Raw genomic sequence first — 8408 nt, forward strand, 5'->3', positions numbered from 1 at the left:
TTCGGTAGCACAGTGGCAAACGTGCAGATCTCCCAGGGTAATTCGCGCGACCTTCCTGCTTATGCCTGTCGGATCTACGTCACAGCGTTCCGTGCAAGTATCGGGCTTTGGCGATTTGTGCCACCTCACCCCGCTGTGCCGCCTCTATCCGCTTCCTGTTCGTCAGGCCAGCATTTTGCCTCGGGCTTCCTTCAGATTCGCAGTCACCTGCGACACCCTTGCCTCTGGCTAACACTTCCCCTTGCCGGGTGTGTAGAGGACTTTCACCTCCAAGTCACCCGCCTGGCCACCACAGCCAAGCGGGTTGCGCTTACGCGCAACGCGCCATGCCTGGCGCACACAAAAAAGCCCACAACGCGTGTTGTGGGCTTCTCTTTAGCGGCGGCTATCAGCTAACCGCCTCAGCCTCCTCACCATCTTCATCCTTGCGGTGCGCCCAGTGATACAGGGCTGGCAGTACCAGCAACGTCAGCGCGGTGGAAGACAAGATCCCGCCAATCACCACCGTCGCCAGAGGCCGCTGAACTTCTGCACCGGTACCGGTGGCCAGGGCCATCGGGATGAAGCCCAGGGACGCCACCAAGGCAGTCATCAGAACAGGTCGCAGACGGGTTAATGCACCTTCATCGACTGCCTGCCTGAGCGTTCGCCCTTCCTCCCTTAGCCCGCGGATGAAGGCAATCATCACCAGGCCGTTCAGTACTGCAACTCCGGACAGTGCAATGAAGCCGACACCTGCCGAGATCGACAGAGGGATGTCCCGCAGCCACAACGCCACGACACCACCGGTGAGTGCGAATGGAATACCGGTGAAGACCAGCATGCCGTCCTTCAGGTTGTTGAACATCAGGAACAACAAGGTCATGACCAGCAGCAAGGCGACTGGAACAACGATCTGCAGCCGTTTGGCAGCCGACTGCAGCTGCTCGAACTGGCCACCCCAAGTCGTCCAGTAGCCCGCAGGGATTTGCACCTTCTGATCCAGCGAAGCGGTCGCCTCCTCAACGAAGGATCCCAGGTCACGGCCTCGAACGTTGGCGCTGACGATTACTAGACGCTTGCCGTTCTCGCGGCTGATTTGGTTCGGGCCCAGTTGCAGGTCCAGATTAGCGACCTGCGACAGCGGGATGAAACCGATCTGGTTGGCACCCTGAGCCGCATTGGCAGGCACCGGAATCAGCAAACTGGACATCCCCGCTACGTCGGTGCGAACGGTCTCAGGCAGGCGCACTACCATGTCGAACCGACGGTCGCCCTCATACAGCGTGCCGGCCTGGCGACCACCCACGGCGATAGCGATCGAGTTCTGAACATCCGCGATGTTCAGGCCGTAGCGTGCTGCTTTCTCGCGGTCGATGTTGATTGTCAGCACCGGCAGGCCGGATGTCTGCTCAACTTTCACTTCCGACGAGCCCGGTACCGCTTTGAGCGCTGCCGCGATCTTGTTGGCGGTATTGTTGAGTACGTCCATGTCATCGCCGAAGACCTTCACAGCGACGTCACTACGCACGCCCGAAATCAGCTCGTTGAAACGCAGTTGGATTGGCTGCGACAACTCGTAGTTGCTTCCTGGAACACCCGCTGCAGCCTTCTGCACCTCAGCAATCAGCTCATCGCGAGGCTTCTTGGGGTTAGGCCACTGATCCTGAGGCTTGAGCATGATGTAGGCGTCGGAGGCGTTCGGTGGCATCGGGTCAGATGCAATTTCCGCGGTACCCGAACGTGCGAACATACGCTCGACTTCAGGCACCTGCGCTATTACCGCTTTCTCCAGACGCTGCTGCATCTCGACGGACTGAGTGAGGCTCGTTCCAGGCACACGCATGGCCTGCATCGCAAAGTCACCCTCACTGAGACTTGGGATGAACTCGCTACCCATACGACTTGCCAGCACGCCGCTCAGTACGACCAAGGCTACTGCGGCCGAGAAAGCGATGTTCCGATGTCCCAGCACCCATTGAAGAACCGGCTCATAGCGCAGTCGAGCTGTGCGCATGACCACACCTTCTTCTTCCTTCACCTTGCCAGTGACGAACATGGCAATAGCTGCAGGAACAAAGGTAACAGACAGGATCATTGCACCCAACAGCGCCATCACAACGGTGAAGGCCATCGGGTGGAACATTTTGCCTTCGACGCCGGTGAGGGCGAAGATCGGCAGGTAAACCACCATGATGATCAGCTGACCGAAGATCAGCGGCCGGCGAGCTTCTCGCGCCGCGGCAAAGACCTCGTGGAAGCGTTCAGTTTTGGTGAGCATGCGGCCATGCTTATGCTGCGCATGAGCCAGTCGACGGATCGCGTTTTCTACAATAACCACGGCACCGTCGACGATGATGCCGAAGTCGAGTGCCCCCAAACTCATTAAGTTGGCACTGACCTTGTTGTTGAACATGCCTGTGAAGGTGAACAGCATGGACAGCGGAATCACCATCGCGGTGATCAGTGCCGCACGGATGTTGCCGAGGAACAGGAACAGAATGGCGATTACCAGAATCGCACCTTCCACCAGGTTCTTCTTCACCGTCGCGATGGCTTTTTCAACCAGGTTGGTACGGTCGTAAACGGTCACGGCCACCACGCCCTTTGGCAGGGTGCGGTTGATGTCCGCCAGTTTGGCGGCGACAGCTTGAGATACGGTGCGGCTGTTTTCACCAATCAGCATGAACACGGTACCGAGCACGACTTCGCGGCCGTTCTCAGTAGCAGCACCTGTACGGAGCTCTTTACCGATGCTGACGTCAGCAACGCTGCTGATACGAATCGGTGCACCATCCACACTGGTGATCACGATGTTGGCTATGTCGTCGATGTTGCCTACCTGGCCGGGCGCACGGATGAGCAACTGCTCACCATTACGTTCGATGTAGCCGGCGCCGACGTTGGCGTTGTTACTTTCCAACGCTGCAACCAGGTCATTGAGGGTCAGCTTGTAGGTAGCCAGGCGCTTTGGATCCGGCGCAACCAGGAACTGCTTGGCATAGCCGCCGATGGTATTGATCTCGGCCACACCCGGGACGTTGCGCAGCTGAGGCTTGATGATCCAGTCCTGGATCACGCGCAGGTCGGTCGGGGTGTACGGCGTACCGTCCTCTTTGACCGCGCCATCTTCGGCTTCAACGGTCCACAGGAAGATCTCACCGAGACCGGTGGAAACAGGCCCCATGACAGCTTCCACGCCATCTGGCAGCTGTTCCTTCGCAACCTGCAGTCGCTCGTTGATCAGCTGACGGGCAAAGAAGATGTCAGTGCCATCCTTGAAGATCACGGTGACCTGAGACAGGCCAGAGCGAGACAGGGAACGGGTCTGCTGAAGGCCCGGGAGACCGGCCATTGCTGTTTCAACTGGAAACGTGATCCGTTGTTCGGTTTCCAACGGCGAATAGCCAGGCGCTGCAGTGTTGATCTGCACCTGGACGTTGGTGATATCGGGTACCGCATCAATGGGCAGCTTTTGATAGCTGTAGATACCGATACCCGCCATGATCAGAACAGCGATCATTACTACGATGCGCTGCTCGATGGCGAATCTGATGATACGTTCAAACATGAGAAATCATCCTGTCAGTTCGCATCAGTGACCGTGTTCGGCAGAAGCTTTGCCGAGCTCGGACTTGAGTGTGAAGCTGCCACTGGTTGCTACCTGGGCGCCGGCTTCAATACCGTCGATGACTTCCACGTACCCATTATCGCGACGACCCAGTTTTACCGGGCGGGTGTCAAACCCATCTGGGGTGCGTACGAATACCGAGGGTTTGTCTTCAACGGTCTGCACTGCGTGCTCAGGGACCGCTACGGCAACTCGATCGGTTTGGGAAGTGACCGCAATGTTCACGAACAGGCCTGGACGCCAGGCACCGTTGGGGTTGGTCAAGGTGACGCGGACAGTAGCTGCACGGTTTTGCTCGCCCAGCAGGCTCCCGACATAACCCACCTTCCCTTCGACCTCGACGTTCATGTCAGGCGAAGAGACTTTCACCGCACGACCAGTCGTGACTTTGCCCAGATCTGTAGGCGGGACGGCGAAGGTTGCCCAGACCTGATTCAGGTCGGAAAGGATGAAGGCGTTGGTCGCCTCGCTGACGACTTCGCCAACGGTCAGGTGTTTCTCCACCACCACGGCGTCGAAAGGGGCTCGGAGTTCGTAACGATTACCGCCAACGGAGTTAACCGAAGCACCGATCGCACCGACCTTCTGCTTGGCGTTGGCCAAGGAGATCTCCGCTTCTTGCAGCGCTTGGCGTGCTTGGAGGTAGTCTTGCTCTGCGGAAATCTTGTCCTGCCACAGCTGCTTCTCACGCTCGAAGGTCACACGCGCCAGTTCGACGCGACGCTGTGCGGCCTGTTGTTCGCTGCGCAGGTCAGAGATCTGCTGGCTGGCGATTACAGCGAGGACCTGACCCTTTTTGACCGTCTCACCCAGATCGGCTTGGACAGTCTCAACAACGCCAGGAACACGAGGAACTACGTGGGCGGTCCGGTCTTCATCGAAGCGAATTTCGCCCGGGAAGCTCACGACTGTACCCAAGTCACGGGGTGCTGCAGCTTCGAGAGCAACGCCGGCTGCCTTGATCTGTTCAGCGCTGAGCCTCAGCTTGCCCTCTTCTTCACCACCCTCTTCGCTGTGACCTTCTTCACCATGGCCCTCATCACCTTCCTCTTTGGCGGCAGATGCGGCTTTCTTTTCGTCGCCATGACCATCGTTAGCGCCATGCTCGGCGGTACTGGCGGCCTGCTGTCCGGAACTGTTGTTCCAGGCAAGGCTGCCAAATCCGAGGGCTGCCACAGCGGCTACCGCGAGGGCGATCTTGCGTTTGTTATCCATTGCTACTCCTGCTAATCGTAGGCACCGGCTTGTTCAAGGCTGTGTGCCGAAGAAAATGTTTGGCCCGTTCAGCGAGCGCCGGCAGTTGAGCCGACTTCGCCATAAACCCTTTCCACCTGCGCACGCGCATTGGTCGCCGCTGCCAACGATTCGAGGTATTGGCCACGAGCGACGATCAAGGTGCGCTGGGCATCCAGCACTTCGATGAAGCCGAATTTGCCCATCTCGAAGCCGCGGGTTGCTGTCTCTACGGCTTGTTGGGCTGACGGCAGAATGGTCTTGTCGTAGGACTCGACCTCCTGCATGGCGGTGGACCACTGGTTCAACGCGGTTTGGGTTTCGGTGCGCAGGCGCAGCTCCACGGCATTGCGCTGGTCTCGGGCCTGATCTGCACGTCGAGAAGCGGAAAGGATGTTGCCCTGGTTGCGATCAAACAGCGGCAAAGGCATAGACAGGCCAACAGTGTTGACTCGCTCTCGTACAGAGCGGTCGTACTGGCTACCTACGCTGACAGTAAGGTTCGGGATACGCTGAGCTTTCTCTGAGCGGAGCGAGGCATCGCTCTTGTCGATCTGTACCACGGCCTGGCGCATTTCTGCGGTCTGGTCGAGCTTTGCCAGTAGATCTTCAGTACGAGGCGGCAAGCCCGGAGATAGGGTTGGCGATTCGAGTCGATCAAACACGGTGACTGAGCTGCCCGTAATTTGAGCGAGCTGTTGGTAAGCGGTTGCTTTCTCTGTTTCGGCGCGTCGAACTTGCAGCTTGGCCTCGGCCAGTTGCACCTGGGCACGGGTGGCTTCTACCGGAGACGATTTACCTGCGCGAACACGGCCATCGACGATGCGGAGACCGCGCTCAGTCAGTTCGAGAGATTGCTTGGCCAGGTCAAGGCCTGTCTGGGCCCGCAATGCGGCGTAAAAGGCCTGCACGACGTCTGCACGCAGACCGTTCACGCGACGGTCCAACTCCAGCTGTGCGGCGGTCTGCCCGTAAGTGGCGACGTCAACACGAGCTCCCCGCTTGCCACCCAGTTCCAGGGTCTGGCTAAGCGACACGGTCGTCGTGCTGGTGTTACGACGGGTGTCTTCTACGTCGAACGAAATAGTGGGGTTGGGGATAAGCCCGGCCTGCTTGCGAGCACCATCAGCGATCCCAATCTCTTGCCGGGCCGCGGCCAGGTCAGGGTTGGCATCCATGGCCGTCGAAAGCGCCTGGGGCAAGCTGATGCTTTGGGCAAGAGCTGCAGGTGCCATCAGTCCAGAAATGACTGCACAGAGTGCAGCGATCTTCCAGGGCGAGACAGAGGTCTTGGATAAGACATTGCGGTTATACCGGGGCACTTTGATGGTCCTCGTGCACAAACTTCGATAAAGCTTGGCGAGAACGCCGAAACAGCTGCCAAGCCCCACTTGATTAGGTGATGGCACTCTAAAGAGCGGTAGCTATCAGAGGGGTGGCTAGAAAATTACAATTTCGTAAGAAAGCGCTGTAATGCCCGTAAATACTGGGAAATCTAACCCGGTACTAGGATTTCGTTACAAGCAACGGAGATGGCAAACACGCGGCGCGAAGGTGCCAAATAACGGACAGATGACGAAATTGTAATTGTTCTATCACCCTCCCGTTATCTTCGGCCTGCAAATATGAGCTCGCGCTACGCTAGGCGCGCCGCCGGGTCAGAACAATTAACGACACCCGCGCAGGTAAACATAATAAAAACTGCCGTGAATCAAAGGAGCATCGGATGAAAATCAAAGTACCACTGTATTTGGCGGCAGTTTCTGCGCTGTCTGGAAGCTATGCTGTTTCGGCACAGGCTGAAGACAAGCCAGAAGGCTTCATTGAAGGCAGCAGCCTTACAGTGCTGAACCGTAACTTCTACTTCAACCGTGATAATCGCGACAGCTCGGCCCCCACTTACAACAGTGGCAAGGGCAATACCAACGGCTACTCCGAAGCCTGGGCGCACGCGATCATCAGCAAATTCAACTCTGGGTTTACCCAGGGTACTGTTGGCTTTGGCGTTGATGCCTTCGCCATGATCGGCCTCAAGCTCGACACCGGTGATGGCCGCAACGGCGGCCGTAGCTCCTTCGATGTGCTACCCGTTGATAACAAGGGCGAAGCTCGCGACGAATACACCAAGGTCGGCGGCGCAGCCAAAGTCCGCTTGTTCGATACCATCGTGAAAGTGGGTGATGTTTTCCCATCGACTCCGGTCGTTGCATCCGGTGACTCTCGCCTGCTGCCAGAAAGCTTCCGCGGCGTGACCGTTGAGAACACCAGCATCCAAGGCCTCACCCTTCAGGGTGGTCGACTGCACGCCATGAGCCAGCCAGTCTCCAGTGACCTGAACGACAACTTCGTGACCTTCTACGGCGGCCCGGTCAACTCGCCATGGATCGGTTACGGTGGTGGTGACTACTCGATCAACGACAACTGGACTGTGAGCGTCTACGCCAGCCAGCTGAAAGACGTCTGGAATCAGTACTACGCCGGTACCAGCGTTGTTTACCCGCTGAGCGACGATCTGGCTCTGATCGGTGGCTTCAACTACTACAAAGCCGTAGATGAAGGTAAGAAGCGCCTGGGTGAATTCGACAACAACATCTGGAGTGCCAAGGTCGGCGTGCGTTACGGTGCTCACACCCTGGCCCTGTCGCACCAGCGCAACAACGGCGACGACGATTTCGACTATCTGCGTCAGTCGGACTCGATTTTCGTCGACAACTCCATCCAGTACAGCGACTTCAACTCGCCGAAAGAGCGTTCCTGGATGCTGCGCTATGACCTGAACTTCACCAGCTACGGCATTCCAGGCCTGACGTTCATGACCCGCTACGCCAGAGGCTCGGGCGCGGATTACTCGAACGCTAACCAGTTCTACATGCGCACCGACGACAACGGCAACCCGCTCGACAATCAGAAGCGTTGGGAGCGTGACGTCGAAGTCAAATACGTTGTCCAAACCGGTCCGGCAAAAGACTTGTCCTTCCGGTTGCGCCAGGCAACCACGCGTGCTACTGCATTCGAATCGGATCTGGATGAAACTCGTGTAATCATCGAGTACCCGCTTTCGATTCTGTAATTCGCTAACTGGACCAGTTATTCCTTAGCTGGTCCTATTAGTAAAACGAGCATTACGAATTCACCTTGAGTGGCTTAAGTGCTCCTTTGGTAAAAGGTGGATATTTGGCGCCCATTGGGCGCCTTTTTTTTGCCTAGGGAATCTCCGAACAAGCCTTCAGTTATGCGAGAATCCCCGCAACACCTGATCCGAGCCGCCCATGAGCCAGATGAGCTTTTCCGACTTTGAGTACGCCGGCAAGCGCAAGCAAACCCGCCGAGAGCGCTTCCTCGCCGAAATGGATCAGGTGGTGCCCTGGGCAGGCCTGCTGGAGCTGATCGAACCGTTCTACCCCAAGGCCGGCGGCGGTAGAAAACCCTATCCTCTGGAAACCATGCTGCGCATCCATCTGTTGCAGAACTGGTTCTCCCTGAGCGACCCGGCCATGGAAGAAGCGCTCTACGAAATCACGCCCATGCGCCAGTTCGCACGCCTGACGCTGAGCGCGCCAATCCC

At 57.6% G+C, this 8408-nt stretch carries 5 protein-coding genes; 2 read left to right on the forward strand and 3 right to left on the reverse strand.

Annotated elements, in window-relative coordinates; genetic code table 11:
• Positions 1 to 388: 388 nt before the first annotated feature.
• From BMZ43_RS25720 to BMZ43_RS25730, 3 genes are all read right to left on the reverse strand, one after another.
• Entirely contained in the window at positions 389 to 3550 is a 3162-nt protein-coding gene (locus BMZ43_RS25720; RefSeq protein WP_004576055.1) for a CusA/CzcA family heavy metal efflux RND transporter, read from the reverse strand.
• Positions 3551 to 3574: 24 nt separating this feature from the next.
• Complete coding sequence (locus BMZ43_RS25725) at positions 3575 to 4825, reverse strand: efflux RND transporter periplasmic adaptor subunit (RefSeq protein ID WP_004576054.1); 1251 nt, start codon at positions 4823 to 4825, stop codon at positions 3575 to 3577.
• Between the two features lie 68 nt (positions 4826 to 4893).
• Positions 4894 to 6165, reverse strand: a complete 1272-nt coding sequence (locus BMZ43_RS25730) for a TolC family protein (protein ID WP_143075343.1) — start codon at positions 6163 to 6165, stop codon at positions 4894 to 4896.
• A gap of 404 nt (positions 6166 to 6569) precedes the next feature.
• Between BMZ43_RS25730 and BMZ43_RS25735 the strand changes: the two genes are divergently transcribed.
• Together BMZ43_RS25735 and BMZ43_RS25740 are read left to right on the forward strand one after the other, a co-directional pair.
• A complete protein-coding gene (locus BMZ43_RS25735) occupies positions 6570 to 7913 on the forward strand; it encodes an OprD family porin (RefSeq protein WP_093257813.1) in 1344 nt (447 codons plus the stop codon).
• Between the two features lie 199 nt (positions 7914 to 8112).
• The coding region (locus BMZ43_RS25740) for a transposase (protein WP_143075344.1) at positions 8113 to 8408 on the forward strand (296 nt) is incomplete at its 3' end.

The sequence above is a fragment of the Pseudomonas sp. Snoq117.2 genome (assembly GCF_900110545.1).
Lineage (GTDB): Bacteria > Pseudomonadota > Gammaproteobacteria > Pseudomonadales > Pseudomonadaceae > Chryseomonas > Chryseomonas benzopyrenica.

What these genes read in the sequence shown, in the direction of transcription:
- BMZ43_RS25720 (WP_004576055.1), bottom strand. Translation starts at nt 3,550, where the DNA reads ATGTTTGAACGTATCATCAGATTCGCCATCGAGCAGCGCATCGTAGTA.
- BMZ43_RS25725 (WP_004576054.1), bottom strand. Translation starts at nt 4,825, where the DNA reads ATGGATAACAAACGCAAGATCGCCCTCGCGGTAGCCGCTGTGGCAGCC.
- BMZ43_RS25735 (WP_093257813.1), top strand. Translation starts at nt 6,570, where the DNA reads ATGAAAATCAAAGTACCACTGTATTTGGCGGCAGTTTCTGCGCTGTCT.